17 protein-coding genes, 1 tRNA gene and 2 pseudogenes are annotated in these 17544 nt (G+C 59.1%); 9 read left to right on the top strand and 11 right to left on the bottom strand.

The window, feature by feature from the left end; translation table 11 throughout:
• Positions 1-43: 43 nt before the first annotated feature.
• From HSR122_RS00565 to HSR122_RS00580, 4 genes are read left to right on the top strand one after another with little or no spacing between them, the layout of a single operon-like run.
• A complete protein-coding gene (locus HSR122_RS00565) occupies positions 44-1240 on the top strand; it encodes an ABC transporter substrate-binding protein (protein WP_229110716.1) in 1197 nt (398 codons plus the stop codon).
• A 53-nt stretch (positions 1241-1293) separates the two neighbouring features.
• Positions 1294-2142 carry an ABC transporter ATP-binding protein gene (locus tag HSR122_RS00570; RefSeq protein ID WP_229110717.1) on the top strand — a complete coding sequence of 283 codons (849 nt, stop codon included), beginning with the start codon at positions 1294-1296 and terminating at the stop codon, positions 2140-2142.
• Positions 2139-2918 (top strand): ABC transporter permease, encoded by a 780-nt coding sequence (locus HSR122_RS00575; RefSeq protein WP_229110718.1) that lies wholly within the window; start codon positions 2139-2141, stop codon positions 2916-2918. The genes HSR122_RS00570 and HSR122_RS00575 overlap by 4 nt, the downstream gene beginning before the upstream one ends.
• Before the next feature lie 31 nt (positions 2919-2949).
• Positions 2950-3561 carry a CoxG family protein gene (locus HSR122_RS00580; RefSeq protein ID WP_229110719.1) on the top strand — a complete coding sequence of 204 codons (612 nt, stop codon included), beginning with the start codon at positions 2950-2952 and terminating at the stop codon, positions 3559-3561.
• A 40-nt stretch (positions 3562-3601) separates the two neighbouring features.
• Here the strand turns inward: HSR122_RS00580 and HSR122_RS00585 are convergent, their stop codons facing one another.
• The 4 genes from HSR122_RS00585 to HSR122_RS00600 form a co-directional block, all read right to left on the bottom strand.
• Positions 3602-4648, bottom strand: coding sequence for a hypothetical protein (locus HSR122_RS00585; RefSeq protein WP_229110720.1), 1047 nt, complete (start codon positions 4646-4648; stop codon positions 3602-3604).
• A 183-nt stretch (positions 4649-4831) separates the two neighbouring features.
• Positions 4832-6061, bottom strand: coding sequence for a 4Fe-4S ferredoxin N-terminal domain-containing protein (locus HSR122_RS00590; RefSeq protein ID WP_229110721.1), 1230 nt, complete (start codon positions 6059-6061; stop codon positions 4832-4834).
• Between the two features lie 5 nt (positions 6062-6066).
• Positions 6067-7089: an NrfD/PsrC family molybdoenzyme membrane anchor subunit gene (gene nrfD, locus HSR122_RS00595; protein ID WP_229110722.1), complete on the bottom strand. Its 1023-nt coding sequence runs from the start codon at positions 7087-7089 to the stop codon at positions 6067-6069.
• Positions 7090-7271: 182 nt separating this feature from the next.
• On the bottom strand, positions 7272-8210 hold the full coding sequence (locus HSR122_RS00600; protein ID WP_229110723.1) for a 2Fe-2S iron-sulfur cluster-binding protein: 939 nt from the start codon (positions 8208-8210) through the stop codon (positions 7272-7274).
• 397 nt (positions 8211-8607) lie between these two features.
• On the opposite strand from HSR122_RS00600, the gene HSR122_RS00605 reads away from it, so the two are divergent.
• A tRNA-Leu gene (locus HSR122_RS00605) sits at positions 8608-8692 on the top strand.
• Positions 8693-8740: 48 nt separating this feature from the next.
• Positions 8741-9892 (top strand): tyrosine-type recombinase/integrase, encoded by a 1152-nt coding sequence (locus HSR122_RS00610; RefSeq protein WP_229110724.1) that lies wholly within the window; start codon positions 8741-8743, stop codon positions 9890-9892.
• Between the two features lie 43 nt (positions 9893-9935).
• Here the strand turns inward: HSR122_RS00610 and HSR122_RS00615 are convergent, their stop codons facing one another.
• The 4 genes from HSR122_RS00615 to HSR122_RS00630 form a co-directional block, all read right to left on the bottom strand.
• Positions 9936-10514: a hypothetical protein gene (locus HSR122_RS00615; RefSeq protein ID WP_229110725.1), complete on the bottom strand. Its 579-nt coding sequence runs from the start codon at positions 10512-10514 to the stop codon at positions 9936-9938.
• Positions 10511-11095, bottom strand: coding sequence for a hypothetical protein (locus HSR122_RS00620; RefSeq protein WP_229110726.1), 585 nt, complete (start codon positions 11093-11095; stop codon positions 10511-10513). The genes HSR122_RS00615 and HSR122_RS00620 overlap by 4 nt, the downstream gene beginning before the upstream one ends.
• 338 nt (positions 11096-11433) lie before the next feature.
• Positions 11434-11877 carry a DUF6884 domain-containing protein gene (locus tag HSR122_RS00625; RefSeq protein ID WP_229110727.1) on the bottom strand — a complete coding sequence of 148 codons (444 nt, stop codon included), beginning with the start codon at positions 11875-11877 and terminating at the stop codon, positions 11434-11436.
• A gap of 75 nt (positions 11878-11952) precedes the next feature.
• Entirely contained in the window at positions 11953-12375 is a 423-nt protein-coding gene (locus HSR122_RS00630; RefSeq protein WP_229110728.1) for a hypothetical protein, read from the bottom strand.
• Between the two features lie 225 nt (positions 12376-12600).
• On the opposite strand from HSR122_RS00630, the pseudogene HSR122_RS00635 reads away from it, so the two are divergent.
• Positions 12601-13140 (top strand): annotated as a pseudogene (locus tag HSR122_RS00635) (transposase); the annotation flags it as partial.
• A 7-nt stretch (positions 13141-13147) separates the two neighbouring features.
• Here HSR122_RS00635 and HSR122_RS14840 read toward each other — a convergent pair.
• Positions 13148-13678 (bottom strand): IS630 family transposase, encoded by a 531-nt coding sequence (locus HSR122_RS14840; RefSeq protein WP_267491204.1) that lies wholly within the window; start codon positions 13676-13678, stop codon positions 13148-13150.
• The gene (locus HSR122_RS14845) at positions 13647-14171 is read right to left on the bottom strand and encodes an IS630 family transposase (protein ID WP_267491203.1); all 525 of its coding nucleotides are present in this window, start codon (positions 14169-14171) and stop codon (positions 13647-13649) included. Before HSR122_RS14845 ends, HSR122_RS14840 begins: the two co-directional genes overlap by 32 nt.
• A gap of 83 nt (positions 14172-14254) precedes the next feature.
• Between HSR122_RS14845 and HSR122_RS00645 the strand changes: the two are divergent.
• Both HSR122_RS00645 and HSR122_RS00650 read left to right on the top strand, forming a co-directional pair.
• Positions 14255-14938, top strand: a pseudogene (locus tag HSR122_RS00645) (transposase); the annotation flags it as partial.
• Between the two features lie 399 nt (positions 14939-15337).
• Entirely contained in the window at positions 15338-15580 is a 243-nt protein-coding gene (locus HSR122_RS00650; protein WP_229110729.1) for a hypothetical protein, read from the top strand.
• Between the two features lie 209 nt (positions 15581-15789).
• On the opposite strand, the gene HSR122_RS00655 is transcribed toward HSR122_RS00650, so the two are convergent.
• A complete protein-coding gene (locus HSR122_RS00655; protein ID WP_229110730.1) occupies positions 15790-17241 on the bottom strand; it encodes an outer membrane protein assembly factor BamB family protein in 1452 nt (483 codons plus the stop codon).
• Between the last annotated feature and the right edge of the window lie 303 nt (positions 17242-17544).

The raw sequence follows: 17544 nt of genomic DNA on the forward strand, positions 1-17544 counted from the left end.
ATGAAGCACATGGGTTTCACCGATAGCAGGACAACGGACAGCTATGGCGGATGGTACGCGGCTAAGCAGATCGAACGGACGAGAACGGAGTACACGTCGCAGGTTTCTGGCGGGGACAAGCGTCGCGGCGGCGGCCGGCGTCGCCGGCTGTAACGGCCTGCTGGGCTCGAGTGACGAGTCGAACACCGGCCCGGAGACTGTGACGTTCGGGACGCTGACGATTCCGGCCGTGGCCGAGGTGCTGGTCGCCAAGGATCGGGGCTACTTCGAGGAGCGAGACATCGAACTCGAGGTCGAGCGCATCCAGAGCGCCCAGCGGGCGACGCCACAGCTGGCCAGCGGCGACCTCGACACGGCGACGGGATCGGTCGGGGCGGGCCTGTTCAACTCGATGGCGCAGGACGTCGAGATCAGCGTCGTCGCCGACCAGACCCAGTACTGGCGCGGGCAACCCTCCTCGAACAAGGTGTTGATCCGCCCGGAGAAGTACTCCGAGGGGATGACGCTCGCGGACGTCTCGGAGGACTTCACGATCGCGTTGCACGGCAAGGGGAACGTCGACGCCTACATCTGGGCGCGACTGCTCCAGCGCAATGACATGACCTGGGGCGACGTCCGGACCAGGGAGATCCTCTATACGAACATGACGGGCGCGATGTCGGCGGGCGAGATCGACGCCGCCGCCATCCCCGATCCGCTGGGACTGGGGATGGTCAACGAGACGGGCGCAAAGCGGTTGCTGTACGCTTCGGAGGTCGCCCCGCGGATGCAGATCGGCGTCTACCTGTTCGGCGAGCCGTTCATGCAGGACCGCCCGGAGATCGCGCGCCGGTGGCTGGAGGCGTACCTGCTCGGCGTCCGCGAATACTACGAACTGGGCGGGTTTCCCAGCGACGAGGTCGCGTCGATCGTCAGCGAGGAGTTCGACCTCCGGAAGAACCTGATCAAGATGTCGATCCCGTCGCTGCCCCACAAGAACGGACGCCTCAACAGGGAAAGCATCATGAGTCAGCAGGCCTACCATCACTGTCGAGGAGAGGTCGAAGAGCAGGCCGAGGAATCGGCGATTGTCGACGAATCGCTGCTAGAGGAGGCGCTTGACGACGTTGGCCGACTCGACGATCCCGAACCCGCCGTCGAGACGATAAACGAGTGGGGACAAACCTCCCCCAAGCCCTACTCGGAACTGGAGACGATCGACGAACCCGAGGGGTTCCCGGCTGACCCGCTGTGTGAATGAGCGACCGATCGATCCGCCCGAGCGCGGCGACAGCCCATCTGAGCGACCAATCCATGGAGCCACCACGAACGTCGACGGACGACGCGGTCGCCGGCACCGATACGGAACGTGCCGACAACGAGCGGCCAGTCCGCATCCGCGCGACGGGGATCGAGAAGACCTACACCGGCCGGGACGGCGACGTCCAGGCGCTGTCGGGGATGGAGCTGGACGTGTACGACAGCGAGTTCTTCTGTCTGCTCGGCCCCTCGGGCTGTGGCAAGTCGACGTTCCTGCGACTGGTCAGCGGCCTGCTCGAACCCGACGCCGGCGAGATCGAGATCCGGACCGAATCCAACGGCGATCGACCGTCCACCAGCATGGTCTTCCAGGAGAAAGGGATCTTCCCCTGGAAGTCGGTGCTGGACAACGTCGCGTTCGGCCTGAAGATGCGCGGCGTCGACAGGCAGAAACGCTACGAGATCGCTCGCGAGTATATCGAGAAGGTCAACCTCTCGGAGTTCGAGAACGCCTATCCCCACCAGCTCTCGGGCGGGATGGCCCAGCGAGTCGGCATCGCTCGCGCGTTCGCCAACGACCCGCAGGTGCTGTTGATGGACGAACCGTTCGGTGATCTGGACGCCCAGACGAAACGCTACCTCCAGGAGGAGTTGCTCTCGCTGTGGAGCGAGTCCAGAAAGACCGTCGTCTACGTCACCCACGACATCGAGGAGGCGATCCAGCTGGGCGATCGACTCGGCGTCATGGGCGCACGTCCCGGTCACGTCAAGGAAATCGTCGACGTCGACCTCGACCGACCGCGAACGCGCGGGAACCTCGACATCGCTCGCCTCGAAGAACTACAGACCCGCGTGTGGGACGTGCTGAGCGACGAGGTCCAGCGCACGGTCGAACGACGATGACTCGACTCACCGGCACCCGGATCGTCCGACGGCTCCCGGCGCTGATCGGCCCGTTCGTCGTGCTCGCGCTCGCGTGGGAACTCGCGGCGGGCGTCATCCTCGATCCTCGGTTTTTCCCGCCCCCCTCCGAGACCCTGCCGCTGGCGGTCGAGCTGTACCTCCACGGTGAGTTCGTCACGCACGCCGCCGCGAGCGTCCGGCGGATCGTGCTGGCGACGGCGATCGGCGCGAGTGCGGGCATCGCCGTCGGGATCGTCGCCGGCTGGTCCCACCGGGCGCGGCTGCTGGTGAACCCGCACCTGGCGGTGCTGTACCCGCTCCCGAAGATCGCGCTGTTGCCGGTGATGTTCGCGCTGTTCGGGCTGACCGAGACCGTCCGGATCCTGACGATGGCGCTGGCGGTGTTCCTGCTGGTCGCGATCAACACGATGGGCGGCGTCCGCTCGATCGAGGACGTCCACGTCGAGGCGGCGCTCGACAACGGCGCTGGCACGCTCGAGCTCTACCGGGAGGTCATCTTGCCGGGCGCGCGCCCGCAGATCTTCAGCTCGCTCAGCATGGGCTTCAGTGTCGGCTTCGCGCTGCTTGTCGTTATCGAGATGCTGGCTGCCGAGTCCGGGCTGGGCTACGTCATCTGGAGCTCCTGGGAGCTGTTCACGATCCCGCGGATGTACGTCGCCGTCTTCTCGATCAACGTCCTCGGCGTGCTCTTCGTCCACGGCACCGAGATCGTCGGCGACGTGCTCACGCCCTGGGAAGGAACCTACCAGCCATGACGGACGACACCGACGAACTGAAGACACAACCATGACAGACAACATCGACCAACCGGAGACCGAGGTATCGAGCGCACAGACAGGCGAAGTGAACGAACGGCCGGAGACGAGCGACACAGGCGACGAGTCGGCGACGGCAGAAACCAGCGCCTCGGAGGTGGCAAGCGAGTCGGACTTCGATGAGGAGGAGGCGCGCCTGGAGTTCTCCGACACCGTCACTATCGAGACGGGCAAGGACGATCTCTGGGCGTTTATCTCTCGGGCTGAGAACCTCGCGGAGTGTATCCCGGGCGCGGAATCCGTCGAACGGCTCAGCGAACGGCAGTACACCTGCGAGATCACGCGCGGGATCAGCCGCGTGCGAGTCTCGCTGGACGGCGAGTTCGAACTCGTCGAGATGAACGAGCCCGACTGGATCGTCATGGAGGGCAACGGCTTCGACTCGACGACCGGTAGCGACTTTGACGTCCTCGCCGCCATGGAGATGGACGAACACGACGAGGGCACTAACCTCTCCTATTCGGCGGAGCTGTACTACACGGGCGGGGTCGCCCGGCTCGGCGCGCGACTCTTGAGCCGGGTCATCGAAGGCGACATCGAGACGTACTTCCAGAACATCAAAGACGAAGTCGAAGCTCAGTAGCCGCGGCCGAACGCCGAAAAGCGTCAGAGAGGTCGCCGTCCTACGAGCTACCGTCGTCGGAACTCGCGTTCGGGTTGACGAAGTAGATCGAACCCAGGTAGACGCCGACGTCGTTGAATTCCTCGTCGCCGTTGGTCCCCGAGATCTGCACCTCGTAGGCGTATTCGCCGCTGAGGTCGTCCGGGATGCTGTCGGCTTTCCAGACGGCGTTCCAGGCGTGGCTTCCCTCCGACCACGAATCGTTGTTCTCGGCACCCCACGCGAGTTCGAGCGTCGTGTCGATCTCGTCGCTGGGGAAGGTGATCTGTGCGGAATCGACGACCTCGTCGCTCGGGGTCACCATCTCGCCGCTGCTGGCGTGCCAGATGCCGATGTCGAAGCCGACCGATCCGGTCGAATCGAAGGTGTAATTGGGGTTGCAACTGCTGATGAACTGGCTGTCGCTTCCCGCGTCGCCGAGCGTACTCGTGTGGTAGGTCTCGGCCGTGACGACGTAGCTGTTGCCCGGATCGTCGTACTCGACGACCTCGAACACGCCCGACGCGATGCCGACGCTGGTGAAGTTACCGTCGTTGTCAGTGACTTCGACGGTATAGGTCGTCTCGCCGGTCGGCCAGTCGTCGGGGATCTGCTCCCAGACGGGGCCGCTCCACTCTTCGACCGGGTCCTCCTCGGCGTCACCGCCCCAGGCGAGGTCTTCGGTCGGGCCGCCGTCGATGTTGATCGCGACCGAGATCTCGTCGCTGCCGAGTTGCTCGCCGCTGGGATCGTAGACGCCGACCTTGAACACCGGCTCCATCCCGTGGGTGAACGTCCGCGTCCACGAACAGGAGTCGGCGAACCCACCGGCACCGGCGGGATTGTTCCCGGCCGAACCGACGAGAATGTCGTCGGTCACGACGTAGTTCTCGGGTTGCGGCTCGGGTGTCTCCGTTTCCGTCGGTTCTTCGGTGTCGGTGTCGTCACCGGGACTCAACGCGTTACAGCCCGCCAGTGCGACGGACGCCCAGCCGGCCGCTCCGCCGGCGACGAACTTCCGTCGCGAAACGCCTGTGTCCGATTCAGAATCTGAACGCTCGGGTGTCATTACATCAGTTACGTACCTCTCGACTCTCATAAATACCCATCTGGAAACGTACAGGGTTATATAAGTGCCGGGCGTTCAGTCCGGGACACGCTGCGGCCGCGCTGGTCGTGCCACGATCGGAACAATCTTCGACACACCGTCGTTCTTCCTCGACCACGGAAAAAGCCGCTCGGGACAGCCCGATCAGTGCAGCGTTCGGTCGACCTCTTCGAGGCCGCGGTCGTCTTTGGTCGTCGGGCCCGGAACGGCCTCCACCTCGACGTCGGAGGGGTCTTCGCCGACGTAGATGACGTTCGGATCGGAAGCGTTCTCGCGAAGCACGAACGTCTCGTCAGGGTACTCATCGAGGTACTCCTTGGGGTCGCCCTCCCCGTCCTCGAGTTCGCCGACCTTCTGCTGGAGGTACTGTCGCGGCGCGCTCTCGGGGTCGTTCAGGTCGCCGAACTGGATCGCGTCGACCGGGCAGACATCCTCGCAGGCGGTCGTCGAGCCGTCCTGTTCGTCGTCGAACTCGCGGTGGGCACAGAACGTGCACTTGCTACAGGAGCCGTCCGGTGGCGTCCCGGAGACCCACCGGCCCTGATCGTCGTATTTCTCGTCCTCGAACTCGGCGGTGACGTCGTCGAGGATCGGCTCGTAGTCCTCGTTGCTCTCGGGGTCGCCGAGGTAATCGGGCGCGCCGTCGTGGACGAAGGCGTTGACGTGGTACGGGCAGGCGACCTCGCAGTAGGCACAGCCCAGACAGGTGTCGTAATCACAGAGGACGCGACCGTTCTCGGTCTTGAACCGGGAGTTGTTCGGACAGACCTCGATGCAGGGCGCGTCGTCACAGTGCATGCACGGGCGCTGGATCGGATCGCACCCGTCCTCCTCGTTGGGGGCCCCCTCGTATTCCTTGTCCTCGCGCTGGAACCGGAAGACTTCCTGCCAGAAGTGTCCGTCGGGCGTGTTGTTCTCCTCCTTGCAGCCCTGGACACACCGGAGACACTTGATGCAGGTCTCGGTGTCGACGACCATGCCCATCTGGACGTCACCGCCGCTCTGGGCGGCCGCAGTGCCGCTACCGGAGACGAGATCGCCGGCCACGCTGCTGCCCGCGCCGGCTGTCACCGCCCCCGCCGCGAGCGCGCCCGTCGCCTTGAGCATGTCCCGTCGGGAGGACTTGCTCTCGGTCGGCGGGACGCCCGGCGTGGGCTCGGTGTCCGCCTGTGCGTCGCCCTGCAGGTCGACGCCGAACTCCTCGCGGACGTCGTCGACGTACTTCTCCTCGAAGGCCGCCCGCGAGAGCTCGCCGTTCGAGACCCGCCGCGCGTCGCGTGCCATCTGCTTGCCGAGTTCGGTGTCGAACTCGACGTGTGCAAGTCGTTCCTCGGCCCGGTCCTCGATGTCGTCTAGATCGTAGTTGTCGTTCATGGGAATCACACTCCGAACAGCGGCATGTTCAGCGCCGCGTAGATGATCGTCAGCCGAAGCATCAGTCCGCCGAAGATGACGAAGCCGAACTTCGTCGCGTAGCCGGCGGTCGCCAGCCGCTCGAGCCGCGGGTTCTCGTGGAGGTCGTAGCGCCACTCTAAGGCGAGTAGCCCGCCGGAGATCGCAAGCGGCAACAGCAAGCCGGCAGCGACGACCCCGCCCCAGAAGATCAGGTTCCCCTCCGTCAGGAGGTAGGTCTGGGTCTCGACGGCGGTCGTGTTGCCGTTGACCAGCGTCGCCAACAGCAGGTAGATGACCACCATCTCGGCGACGATGATCACGTCGTCGGCGACGCTGAACATCGTGACGCCGGTGTCGGTGACGCCTTTGGTGAGCGTCGTCGCGCCCACCGCGGCGGCGATCCCCATCGAGAGCCCGCTGGCGAGGAACAGCGGCGGGAGCCACGTCGCGTCCCACATCGGGACGACCTGCGAGGAGGCGCTGAGCAGCAGCGCCGTGTAGACGATCAGCAGGACGCCCACGAGCGCTCCGAAGGCGTTGAGCCCGCGCCGGACGCTCTCGCTCGGCCGGGTCACGTCCGCGATCGTGTCGATCTGCTCGGTGACGCTGGACAGTACATCACCGGGAATCGAGAAGCCCCGGTCGGCCCCGAACCCGAGCCACAGCGCCTGCAGGATCGAAAGCATCATGAACAGGACGATCACCCAGATGCCGATGGTCATCCACGAGTCGAAGTTCGTGAACAGCCAGAACAGCAGGACGTGCTGGGGTTCGCCCAGGTGAAACAGCAGGATCGGGCCGCCGATCGCCAGCGCGACCACTCCCAGAACCATCCCCCAGCGAGCCGTCGCCAGGTACCCTTCCCGTCGGGACGGATCCCGGACGCTCAGGAAGTCCGCAACCGCGCCGGTGACGTATGCGCCGCCTGCGAGTCCACCCAGGAACAGGTAGACACCGATCGAGAGGCTCCAGAACTGGCTGGGCAACAGCGGGCTCACGGCCGTCATCGCGATCCCCCTCTTTCCGCTCGGGAATCAGACCACGATACGCCCGCGTGTGGAATCGCATTCGTCGATTGCGTGTGCCACTTCATACACGTATATCAGGCTCTCCAAGCGATACCAGTGTATATTCATTTTACAGACTTTTATATAGCCTTCTCCGCAGAAAGTCGGCGCGACGCTGGCTTTCAGATCTGGTCGGCTTCGTCTTTGACGCCCGTCGTCAGCTCGAAGTCGTCGCGCGGGTAGCCCACGCAGGTCAGGACGTAGCCCTCTTCGAGCTGTTCGTCGCTGAGGTACTGGTTGCCGTCGTGTTCGACCAGTTCCGACCCGTCGCCGTCGACCTTGGAGGTACACTGTCCGCAGACGCCGACCTCACACTGTTTGGGCAGCTCCCAGCCCTCGTCCTCGCCGGCCTTGAGGAGCGTCTCGTCGCTGGCGACGTCGATCGTGTCGCCCTGTTCGACGTAATTGATGGCGTAGCTTTCGACTCCACCGGGCGTGGATGTCTCTTCGGGTGTCGGGGTCGTTTCGCCGGCCATGAACGAATCGAGTTCGTCCTGCTTGCCGGTGGTGAGCGATAACTCGTCTCGGGGCTCGGCGACGCAGGGGAGTACGTATCCGGCCTGAAACTCCGCTTCGCCCATCTCTCCGTAGCCGACGTCGCCGTGTTCGACCAGCTCTGTCCCGTCCCCGTCGACTGTCGAGGCGCACTGCCCACAGACACCGACCTGACACTGGTAGGGCATATCGAGATCCGCGTCGAGGCCAGCGTCGAGCAACGTCTCATCGGTCGGCACGTCGAGCGTCGCTTCCTGAACGACGTACTCGATGCTGAAGCTGTCGGGGCCGCCAGGTGTCGCCGTTCCGTTCGGCGTCGTGTCGTCTGTCGTCTCTTCGACGGCTGTCGGCCCTCCGGGTCGTGGGCCCGTTTCGCTTCCGTCGCCGAGGATGCCCAGACACCCCGCAGTGGCGAGCGCGCCAACGCTGGCGGTGCTGGCGAGCAACTGTCGGCGGAGCGCGCTGTCGAGTCCCGATTCAGTGTCTGCAGGTGTTTCCGTGGTCTCCGACGACTCGGTCTCGTCCGCCTTTTCCGTTCCGTCGCCGCTCGCGTGACGTCCGTCCATACACGCCGGTACGGCTATCCTCCGGATGCTGATTGGGATTGAATATACAGATATTTAAATACTCTCGCGGAGCCCGCTCACAGTCGAACCGTCGTCACCCCGGGCGGGCGTCCGGTCGCAGGTGTGTCGACACGTCTCGGAACGGTTTTGAAAATTCGATTAGAAATCGTTTGATTAATAGAGAATCAGAACATATCGGGTAGTGATGTCCGGGAAAACTGCACACTGCCCCGAATGTGGTGGCACCGGCATGCGAGACAACGAGACCTGTGGCGCCTGCAACGGGACCGGGAACAAACCGCTTGCGGGCTCGAACAAGAAGCCGCTGGTCATTTCCTGATCGTCGGCGACGACGAAACGATAGGTTCTTGGGGGTTTCTGGAATAGCGACGGGTGCGCGCGGGTTGCCGAGCCAGGCCAAAGGCGCAGCGCTTAGGACGCTGTCCCGTAGGGGTCCGCCGGTTCGAATCCGGTCCCGCGCATCCAATAACCCGGCTACGTCTTGCGGTTTTCTGCCTGTCAAACCAACTATGTCAGGCAACCCAACGAAAGGCTGTGACAATATATTAGAGGCGAATTTGGACCCCGGACGCCACATCAAAATTGTCCCATCAGCCAACCGCGAGCAACTCAGCGAGAAACAGATTGTTGACTACCACAGTTACCGGGAGTCGTTCCTGAAATGGCTTCTCCATATGGGGAAGAATCCCAAGAAGGCCATCGGATACTCCCCATACACGGTCTACGAAAGCGGCTACCGCTCCGCCGCGTTCGACCGGTGGGTGTGGGAGCAAGAGGGGAATTACCGGCTTCCCCCGGATACCGATGATGCGGATGAGTATATGCAGGAAGTAGCCTACAGCGATAACGCTCAGTCAACCAAAGGGAAGATTGAGGAAATGCTGAAGCGCTATTTCCGGTGGCTCGCACAGAAGTACGGAAGTAGTGAGTGGGAACCCACGTTTTCGTTTGAGAGCGGGGGTACGTCTAAACCTCGGGATTTCCTCACTACCGAAGAACGCCGACAGATTCGGGAATCCGCACTCAATCACGGGAGTATCCCGTCGTACAACAACCTCTCCGCTGAAGAGAGAAATCAATGGAAAAGTTACGTGAGCAAGGTCTTGGACAAGCCAATTGATGACGTGACGCCGGATGATTGGGACAGCATCGATGGGTGGAAAATCACCTCAATCGTGTGGGCAAGTTTGGATGCAGGCCTACGACCCGTTGAGGTGGGCCGGGCGAAGACAACGTGGGTTGACACCACGAACGAAGTTCTTAGGATTCCCCACGAAGAGTCATCGAAGAATCGGGAGAATTGGATAGTGAGCATCACGGAGCGGACGGCGTCGGCACTTGAAAGGTGGCTACAAGAGCGTGAACAGTATGGTAGGTACGATGAGACGGATACCTTGTGGCTCACGACGCACGGAAACCCATACGGCTCACAGAGCCTTGGACGGCTACTCAAGCGCCTGTGTGAAGATTCGGGTATCCGAACGGAGAACCGACAACTGAGTTGGTACGCTATCAGACACTCGGTTGGAACGTATATGACTGCCGAGCGCGACTTGGCGGCGACTAAGGCCCAACTCCGTCACAAGAGCGTGAAGACAACGATGAAATACGACCAAGTCCCGGTCGAAGACCGACGTGACGCCTTGGATAAGATGGGCTGAATAACTACAGCGGTTTCTAAGACAAATCTATGGCCTGAGTTCCCTACCGGAGATGCTCAAGAATCTGTAGGATACGGAATCCGAGTTCCCCGTAGTCCTTCTCCGTCTCAGAAGCCCTCTCCCGAAGTTTTTCTATCTTTTCCGTATAGCGTTCGTTGATGACTAACTCCAATTCCATCCCCGTCTCTTCCTCAAAGTCGGTTTCTAAGGCGTTCAGCCCACCTAACAGATATTCTTCATCCGAATTTCCGGGGACAACCGGACTCCATAGTTGAAAAACATAGGACTCAGCGGAGTCGAAGAGTTCAGTCACGTAGTTCTTGTCTGAGTTGAACTTCTGCCATAGCCGCTCTAAGGAGTGTTGATAGTCTTTTGCCCCGTATTCGGCCCATCGGTCTGTGTTCGGAGTTCCTACGTAGTGAAGACCGTTGAGGTGCGTCACAACCTCACAGGTATAGATGACTTGTTCCCCATCTTCTGTGTTATCTACTCCTATTACGTCAATCTCGGATTGGTCGCCTTCCTTCCGCGGGCGCTGATTATACATCACCAACTCGCACTCTTGTATCAGTCTGAGATAGGCTCCGACAAGCAGTTCTCCGGATTCAGGTTGTGTAGTCATTGAAACACCTTAGGAGTGGGTCGGTAGATTTCGTGGCTCTCCTGATTCAATGGTGGGATTCCTGAAACAACATAGTGAGCGCCAATTAGTTCAACCTCTATCTCCCTGAGTTTTCGTTCCGAATCAACATCTTCCGGTGGTGGTGAGAATGAAAACATTGCGTGCGTTCCGTCTACATTTCTTCTTGTACTGAGGCGGCTCCGAAGATTTCCTTTTCCCACATAGAGTAGCGGTTGACGCTCTTCCGATGACTCCCTGTATGGATAATCCGCATACCAAGTTCTATAGACTCCCATTTCAGGGAGAGAGGTATCCCGTAATTCATCCAATGGGCGAGGCTTAGACCACTCTAAGTCCATCCAATCCGCTCCTGTAACGCTCTCCACTCTATCCCAATCAAGCGGCTTAGCGCCCTTGTGAACGTCTGTGACGTTCCCCTTCTTCCCCAATTTCTTATCCCAATCTTCGTAGCCGGGAATCATTCTTCCATCAAACGCTGTGTAACTGTGACCAACCTCACGCCGATGGAGCGCAATTAGAGCGTCTTCAAGCCCCTTTCTCATCCATCTGTCTTCAGCCAAGGAAGGAGTGGCATAGGACACTTCCAATGAAGGCCCGATAGACTTACAGATAGCATTGAGACAATCAGCCGCCGTATGAGGGGCACGACCGGGACGCCCTTCTGCACAGACTTGATTCACTTTGTCATCATAAACGTTGTTGGCAAGTTGTCCAATTCGACCACGTACACCCCGCTTCTGCCCTGTTTCACCTATGTATTCAAGCCAATTCCGCTCTTGGTCGGTATGACGTACTCGGTAAATTCCGCTCTTAGTCGGAGCGCCACCTTCTGAACCCAAGGGATACCATTCCGACCACGATAGGTCAAACCAATCAACGGAGTAGCAGTTCAAATTGCTCATATCCGGTCGTTGTACCACGCCATTTTCTCGCCAAGTCCAAGACCCTCTGTTGGGATTCTCACTTCAGCATCTGTCTGTTCAAGCAACGGTAGTAGTTCGCCGTAGTAGTCTTTCCCGGCGTGAATGAACAGAGTGGTATCCTTTTCAAGTGACTCCATCGCCTGAAGTTGTTCAAACACGGACTTGGCCCACTCCCTCTTCTCTTTCACGGTGGAATCCCGCAATGTTTCGTTGTATGCTTCAATCACTTCTCCATACGGTTCCAACACCCCGTATTTTGCAGAGAGTATGTACCATCGCCCGTGATTCTCTTCGCAAAATTTCCTCATTTTCCGGAAGTATAGAGATTCCATATAGAGTTCAGCCGGAATCGATGCTTGTTCTTGTTTCTTCTTGGTGCAGGAGACTAACCCAATATCCATCCTATTTCTCCCCTTCATACTCAAGCAATATCAGTATAACCTAAGGGCGGTACAAGAGTTAATCCACTATGCCGGAAACAGATTCACATCCATCTATCTCAACATCTTGAATATCGCTTGTAGGAGGGATACAGTCCCAAACACAAACCGTTTGAATACACTCAGGCACCAACTCAAGAACGCCCCAAGATAGTTGTAGCCACCTCTATTGTAATCTCTCCCAATTCCGAAGAAGGCTTTCACAAGGTGCGATAGCCGTCCCAATACCTCGCTGAAGATGAAGCTCCATCCACCTATTAGGAGATTGTAGAGTGGTATGAGAATGAGAGATTGGCGTCTTGAGGCGATGGATTGGGTATGACTCAGGCTGAAAATCGGGGGGAGCCGGATTTTTCCGTTAGTAAATGGGTCATCAATCCACTTCCTGATGCCACTCACACGCTTCCCGACCCATCTGAACGGAGCCAACAGGAAGGAGAGTATCTTCCCAAGCATACTACCACAGTTTGTGACCATTACCCAATAATTCAACGTAACCGGAATAGAAGTGAACTACATCGGATTTTTCGTTTGGTAAGACTCTTAGGTGACTACTGTCATCTACTGATTACGAACCTATGGCGCGTCCCTTCCGCCTTTTCAGTATCTACGATTTCTTTAGCGTATTTCTCCCGGGACTTGCTACGGTACTCGGCTCTGCACGTTTAAGTAAGGCCGCGATATAGATGGCGTTGACAGCTGATGCTGCCGATCACAGACTTCCTCTCGTGTACTGACCCGTTGGATGAGTTCGACTCGCTATCGTATCATCAGACTCAGCATGCCAAAACGTACGTGACAGGTCTTGCTGCGGCCAGCAGCAAGACCGTCACCGGGATTGCACGAGAAGTCCTTCCGGCCGGAAGCGACCGGGCACTCAACAAGTTCATCACCGAGTACAACTGGGACGAAGACAAACTTAATCACGAACGGTTAGAGGAACTGCAAAATCACGGTGAGACGCGGTGGTCGAAGGACGGCTACATTGTCATCGACGATTCAGTGCTCCAGCGAACCGGGAAGGAACTTCCCGGTGCTGGATCGTTCTATGATCACAGCGAAGGCAAGCCTGTCTGGGGACAAAATCTCGTCTATGCGTTCTATACTGACCACAAAACGTCCTATCCACTAGCATTTCGCCAGTACGAGAAAGCTGATGACGACGAGGAGGACGTAGAAGCGACAAAGTACGAGCTTGCACAGGAGATAATCACAGAACTCGAAGAAGAGATAGGTGTGCCTGGAGTGGTCAGCGTAACTTCTGGACATCTGGGAGGAACGTCTCGATCCAATCACTAGCGAAGCTGACCTGCTGACTCAACCGGTGGAATGTCTCGGTGAGGAACTCTCGAAAGTTGTCTTTGTCATCGAAGATTTCAGGAGAGATGTCTCGTTTGAGGTCTTTCCAGAGCGGTTCGATTGCGTTCAATGTCGGTGAATACGGCGGAATGAAGACGAACTCGATGCCGAGTTCGTCGGCCCGTTGCTGTGTGAGTTTCGCATGGTGAGAGCCGTAGTTATCGGCCACGAGCAGAATCCGGCCCCGCGGATTCTGCTCGCGGATCTCCTCTAACGCCTCAACGATCGTCTCTTTGACTAACCGCTTTTTGAACGTAATCACACTTTGACCAGTCAGCGCGTAGAAACCGATCGACCGCCATGGAAACGTCACTAGCGGTTTTGCGATCGTGACCGTCCGATCAAACGACCAGAGTCGCTGTGAATTCTCGAACGGTTGAGGCCACGCTTCATCGAAAAAACCCCAACACGACGGGATCATCCTCCTCGGTATCGTGGTCGTCCTCGCCGAGCGCCTCAGTCAGGCGCTCGGCGAGAATCTCATCTGCGTCAGCCGGACTACGCGGATCCATCGGCCGCGGCTTGGCGTAGTTCATGCCCGCGGCACGAAGTTTCCGGCTGAGATGCGCCGGGTGGTAGGTGACATCGTAGCGGTCTTCGATTAGGGCGTGAATGGCTTGCGGTGTCCAGGGTTGATCCTCTTCGAGGATACCACAGAGTTCATCGAACTGCGTGGGAGTGAGCTTCGGCGGCCGGCCGCCGCCGAAGCGCGGGCGGAGTCCCTCTACACCGTCATCATTCCACGCGCGAGCCCATCGACGCGTCGTAGATCGGGAGATTCCGACGCGTCGGCCCGCCTGCTTGCGGGTATCGCCCTGATAGAGATTCTTGATGAAACACAGCCGCCGGACGAGACGGGTCTCGTCCGCCGACTGTGCATCTTCGATAGCCTGCTCGAGCTCTTCTTCCGACAAATGCCGCACTAACTCTCCGCGTTGGCTTGTGTTCATCGAGAGCTATACGCTTCCAGAAGAGTCAACTCTTTCGCAGACCACTCGCGGCCACCTATCTCTTCGATTCGTGGTTCGCTCACGGTTCTGAGCTGATCAAGCATGTCGAGTCCCACCGAAAGGACTGGATTGGACCTCTCCGGAGCAATCGACAGGTCACATTTGATGGCGAAGAGAAGCGGGTCGATGCGCTCGCAGAGAGCATCGACACTGAAGAACGGGAGATTGACGATGAGGTCTACAACATCTGGACGAAAACGCTGCCTGTATCAAAATTGGGTGAGGTACGGCTAGTAATCACCGAGAAAGAAGTTGACGAGGACGAAGAGAATCCGGTCAAGTATCTTGCGACGAACAAGATTGACGCTCCATCAGCCCATATCATTCGAAGCTACTCCAAGCGGTGGCGAATTGAGACATTCTTCGAGGACTCGAAAGAGGATCTTGGCCTTGGAGGCTGCGAGGTGCGTGATTCTGATGGTGCCAGTCGTCACTGGCACCTTCAGATGCTCACCTACAGTCTGCTTCGGCTTGGTTCTCCGTCGAGCGTCTCGGAGCGACTCGTCTCGAAAGCCTCGTCGCTCCGAGCCCAGCTTGAACACGGTCTCAAAGAGGCAATCTACAACATGTTTTCGTGGGTGCGCGAGCAGCCAGAGCGGGATCTCGATGGGTTGATGGAAGAAATCGACCATCTCTTCCTCCATTCAGGGGGCTCTGAGGGTTGTATATAAACGTGCAGAGCCGAGTACTTATATCCTTGAGTATGAATAGTACCGGCATATGTCACCGATATTGCAGAGCATGACCTCGCAAACCACCGCTGGAGTGATTTCTGGAATCGATATTAGGTCCGGTGAGTCCATTACAGAAAAAATTCGAGCCTCTCTTTCGAAGGATTATCTTAGGCGAGCGAGATCCATCGTGAGGAGAGTGAAAAGACAACCTGTTCGCGTATCGGATGTCCCCGGCAGAAGTGTCTTCTATTCTGTCTCTCATCATTCCACTTTGTCCCCGGCAGAAGCAGCGTTCAGCTGTCGGTGCACCAAGCCGATCTCGTATCGATATCACCGGCACCGGCCGATTGGATAGATCTGCTAGCTTTTTTTCGTCCGGGGCATAGCCTCCGTGTGATGCGGGCGAGAGCCGCGACCGCCGTGGTAGGGATCGTCGGGAGTCTCGTGGTCAGTGCTGTCGTCTGGTGGCACTTCCAGACGGCTGTGTTCTTCTTGTTCGTCCCGTTCGTTCCGTTTCTCTTCCGGCGAACCAAGCAGCAGCGTCCCGAGGAGACGATCCGCGAATGTCCGGTCTGTGGTTTTCGGCCGACTGACGACTCGTACGCCTACTGCCCCAGAGACGGCACCCCGCTTGAGTAGGAGCACCAGACACGCACGAGCGACCTCCATATGCTGGGGGTCCGCGCTCAGGCGCGTCCGAACCCAGACAGGGACTCGTCTGCATCGAATGGCTTGCGGCCGCCCCCACCAGGGGATCGCGACCGGTAAAGTCCCGGATCGCCGATCAATCTATGCCCGTATTTGAGGATAACCCGACCGATCGCCGACGAGTCGTGGACAGTCGATCCTCAGTCGCCGTCATCCATTGGTTGGTCGGCATCGTCGCCACTGAGTTGCCGGTAGCCCGCGTAGCTGCTGGCCGTTCCGAGGGCCGCCAGCGCGCTCCCGACGCCGAATCCAGGCCCCGACCGGCCGTCTGTCAGTCCAGACTCCTCATTGTCATCGTTCTGTCCGTCGGAGCCGCCGGCCGTAGAGGGTCGTTCCGTCGAGGATGTCTCGTCAGAGGGTGAGGTGTCACCTTTCGGATCTGCCGTTCCCCCCATCGAAATAGACTGGTCAGCGTAAGACCAGCCACCGTGATGACCTAACGTGCCCAACATTACTCGTGAGTCCTCACTCGACCCCTCGACACCTGCATCCACCGCGTACAGTTCGCCATTGTTGTCCCCGACGTAGAAAGCGGACCCGACGTAGACGGTGCCATCGACCACCGTTGGCGAACTTGAGACTGAACCACTTGTCTTGAACGCCCACTGCTTTTCGCCCGTCGCCGCATCCACCGCATACAGGTTTCCACCATCACTGGACCCGGACCCGACGTAGACGGTGCCATCGACCACCGTCGGCGAACTGGTGCCTAAATCCCGCGTCTGGAAGGTCCACTGCTTTTCGCCCGTCGCCGCATCCACCGCGTACAGGTTATCATCGTAGGACCCGACGTAGACGGTGCCGTCTATCACTGTCGGCGAACTTTCGACGCTATCACCCGTCTGGAAGGCCCACTGCTTTTCGCCTGTCCCGGCATCCACCGCGTATAGATTGGTATCGTTGGACCCGACGTAGACGGTGCCGTCTATCACCGTCGGCGAACTCCTGACGCCATCACCCGTCTGGAAGGCCCACTGCTTTTCGCCTGTCCCGGCATCCACCGCGTATAGATTGGTATCGTTGGACCCGACGTAGACAGTCCCATCAACCACCGTCGGCGAACTCCTGACGCCATCACCCGTCTGGAAGGCCCACTGCTTTTCGCCTGTCCCGGCATCCACCGCGTACAGGTTACCATTATCATCTTTCTCCCCAGACCCGACGTAGACGGTGCCGTCGACCACCGTCGGTGAACTGTAGACATCATTATTCGTCTGGAAGGCCCACTGCTTTTCGCCTGTCTCCGCATCCACCGCGTACAGGTTATCATCTAGGGATCCGATGTAGACGGTGCCGTCGACCACCGTCGGTGAACTGTAGACCCTCCCGCCCATGTCGAGGGCCCATTGCTTTTCGCCGATCTCCGCATCCAACGCGTATAGGTTGGAATCGTAGGACCCGACGTAGACGGTGCCATCAACCACCGTCGGCGAACCGTAGATATAACCACTCGCCTCCAAGCTCCACAGGTACTCACCGGCAGTCGTCGTCTGCGCACTGGCTGGGGCCCCAACACCGGTGGTGGCGATAGCGCCAGCGCCGAGTCCCAACAGGTATCGCCGGCGAGTCACGGAGAGGCGATCGTCAGTCATCGCTATCCCTCCGCATTGCCTCCTCACCCAGCAGTACCTCGACATACCGCTGGTATTCGTTTACAGATTTCTTCGTCCTCTCGAACCGTGCTCGGGGACGGTTCAAGCGACACAGCCGGTTGGTGACATTCATACGTGCCGATGTGTCTGTCGAAATAATAACTTTTGCGGGTTCGACACGACTCGACAACGATTCCGTCACTGCCTCGCGACCAACCTCGACGATGCATCCCCTTCGCCACTCCCGAGAAACGGCGGTTCTGTCGAGATATCGGCAAGTTCGCTAGAGACAGGGACGGGGGG

This window comes from Halapricum desulfuricans, assembly GCF_017094525.1.
In the GTDB taxonomy this organism is placed as follows: domain Archaea; phylum Halobacteriota; class Halobacteria; order Halobacteriales; family Haloarculaceae; genus Halapricum; species Halapricum desulfuricans.

Bases quoted from the DNA above. Each gene is read 5' to 3' on its own strand.
- HSR122_RS00565 (WP_229110716.1), top strand. From the start codon at position 44: ATGGCGGATGGTACGCGGCTAAGCAGATCGAACGGACGAGAACGGAGT.
- HSR122_RS00570 (WP_229110717.1), top strand. From the start codon at position 1,294: ATGGAGCCACCACGAACGTCGACGGACGACGCGGTCGCCGGCACCGAT.
- HSR122_RS00575 (WP_229110718.1), top strand. From the start codon at position 2,139: ATGACTCGACTCACCGGCACCCGGATCGTCCGACGGCTCCCGGCGCTG.
- HSR122_RS00580 (WP_229110719.1), top strand. From the start codon at position 2,950: ATGACAGACAACATCGACCAACCGGAGACCGAGGTATCGAGCGCACAG.
- HSR122_RS00585 (WP_229110720.1), bottom strand. From the start codon at position 4,648: ATGACACCCGAGCGTTCAGATTCTGAATCGGACACAGGCGTTTCGCGA.
- HSR122_RS00590 (WP_229110721.1), bottom strand. From the start codon at position 6,061: ATGAACGACAACTACGATCTAGACGACATCGAGGACCGGGCCGAGGAA.
- nrfD (WP_229110722.1), bottom strand. From the start codon at position 7,089: ATGACGGCCGTGAGCCCGCTGTTGCCCAGCCAGTTCTGGAGCCTCTCG.
- HSR122_RS00600 (WP_229110723.1), bottom strand. From the start codon at position 8,210: ATGGACGGACGTCACGCGAGCGGCGACGGAACGGAAAAGGCGGACGAG.
- HSR122_RS00610 (WP_229110724.1), top strand. From the start codon at position 8,741: ATGTCAGGCAACCCAACGAAAGGCTGTGACAATATATTAGAGGCGAAT.
- HSR122_RS00615 (WP_229110725.1), bottom strand. From the start codon at position 10,514: ATGACTACACAACCTGAATCCGGAGAACTGCTTGTCGGAGCCTATCTC.
- HSR122_RS00625 (WP_229110727.1), bottom strand. From the start codon at position 11,877: ATGAAGGGGAGAAATAGGATGGATATTGGGTTAGTCTCCTGCACCAAG.
- HSR122_RS00630 (WP_229110728.1), bottom strand. From the start codon at position 12,375: ATGGTCACAAACTGTGGTAGTATGCTTGGGAAGATACTCTCCTTCCTG.
- HSR122_RS14840 (WP_267491204.1), bottom strand. From the start codon at position 13,678: ATGATCCCGTCGTGTTGGGGTTTTTTCGATGAAGCGTGGCCTCAACCG.
- HSR122_RS00650 (WP_229110729.1), top strand. From the start codon at position 15,338: ATGCGGGCGAGAGCCGCGACCGCCGTGGTAGGGATCGTCGGGAGTCTC.
- HSR122_RS00655 (WP_229110730.1), bottom strand. From the start codon at position 17,241: ATGACTGACGATCGCCTCTCCGTGACTCGCCGGCGATACCTGTTGGGA.